Source organism: Aquabacterium sp. A08, from assembly GCF_011742065.1.
In genome coordinates, this window is record NZ_JAAQQT010000126.1 from 1 (window position 1) to 230 (window position 230).

Genomic DNA, 230 nt, shown 5'->3' on the forward strand with positions numbered 1-230 from the left:
TTCTGGCGCGAACGCGCGACCAGCGCCTCGCTGCCTTCGATGCCCAGCACCTCGCGCGCCTGCGTCGCCAGCGGCAGCGTGAAGTTGCCCAGGCCGCAGAACCAGTCGATGACCCGCTCATCCTGCTGCACGCCCAGCAGGCGCAGCGCACGCGCGACCAGCACGCGGTTGATGTGCGGGTTGACCTGGGTGAAGTCGGTCGGCTTGAACGGCATCTCGATGCCGAAATC

Annotated in this window: 1 pseudogene; it reads right to left on the reverse strand. The window is 67.8% G+C overall.

What is annotated here, in order from left to right:
* Positions 1-230: pseudogene (locus HA630_RS00710) on the reverse strand (23S rRNA (uracil(1939)-C(5))-methyltransferase); the annotation flags it as partial.